Origin of the sequence: Sphaerospermopsis reniformis, assembly GCF_005402885.1 — a bacterium.
Classification (GTDB): Bacteria; Cyanobacteriota; Cyanobacteriia; order Cyanobacteriales; family Nostocaceae; genus Sphaerospermopsis; species Sphaerospermopsis kisseleviana.
On the sequence record NZ_BJCE01000534.1, the window covers coordinates 1 to 685 of the forward strand.

Annotated in this window: 1 protein-coding gene; it reads right to left on the minus strand. The window is 35.5% G+C overall.

Translation table 11 applies throughout. From position 1 onward, the window contains the following. The coding region (locus tag FFR48_RS28245; protein ID WP_137669612.1) for an Rpn family recombination-promoting nuclease/putative transposase at positions 1 to 672 on the minus strand (672 nt) is incomplete at its 3' end. Positions 673 to 685: the final 13 nt, after the last annotated feature.

A 685-nucleotide genomic window follows, 5' to 3' on the forward strand; every position in this document is an offset into this window, starting at 1 on the left:
TTCTACTAAGTTAGCTTGTTTTAATTCTGTTTCTAGTTGTTGTTCTTCTGTGGTGTTTAATCTGAGGTAGGTGTCAATGAAACCGGAAATTAGTTCCATTTTAGCAGGGTTTAACTGGAGTGTTACTAACATTCTTAGGCATTCTAGTTTGACTCGCACTCTTTCTTCTGGTGCAAAGTCCATTTTTGCCATTAATGCTGCTGCTACGGGGTTGGGTTGGTTTAAAAAGTTGCGCCAGTTGAGGTTGTTTAGTTGAATGGCAACATAGTTAAATTCTAATATTTTGCGGTTGGGGAAGTTAACGGTATATTGGTTTTTCTCTGGGCGTTTTGGTTCATCATAGGAAAATATAACGATGGGGAAGATAGGAAGTAAATATTTGGCATCTAAACGGGAAAAGTAATGAAACATTCGCCGTTCAAATTCTTTTTGATTATATCCTTGGTTTTCTAGATGTATTAAAAAATAACTGTCTTGTCCTTGCCATTTGACTTGTGCTAATAGGTCTATTTTTCTTTTGTCTCCAGCGGTGACATCTGTAAATATTTCTTCTGGTAAAAAGGTGAGGGTGTCTTTTTCTACATATTCTAATATTTCTGGTAGAAACAGTTCTATAAATTCCCAAAAGAATGTTTGGATTAATTCTTTAAATAGTCTATCGTGGTCTATCATGGGTTTTGTGGTA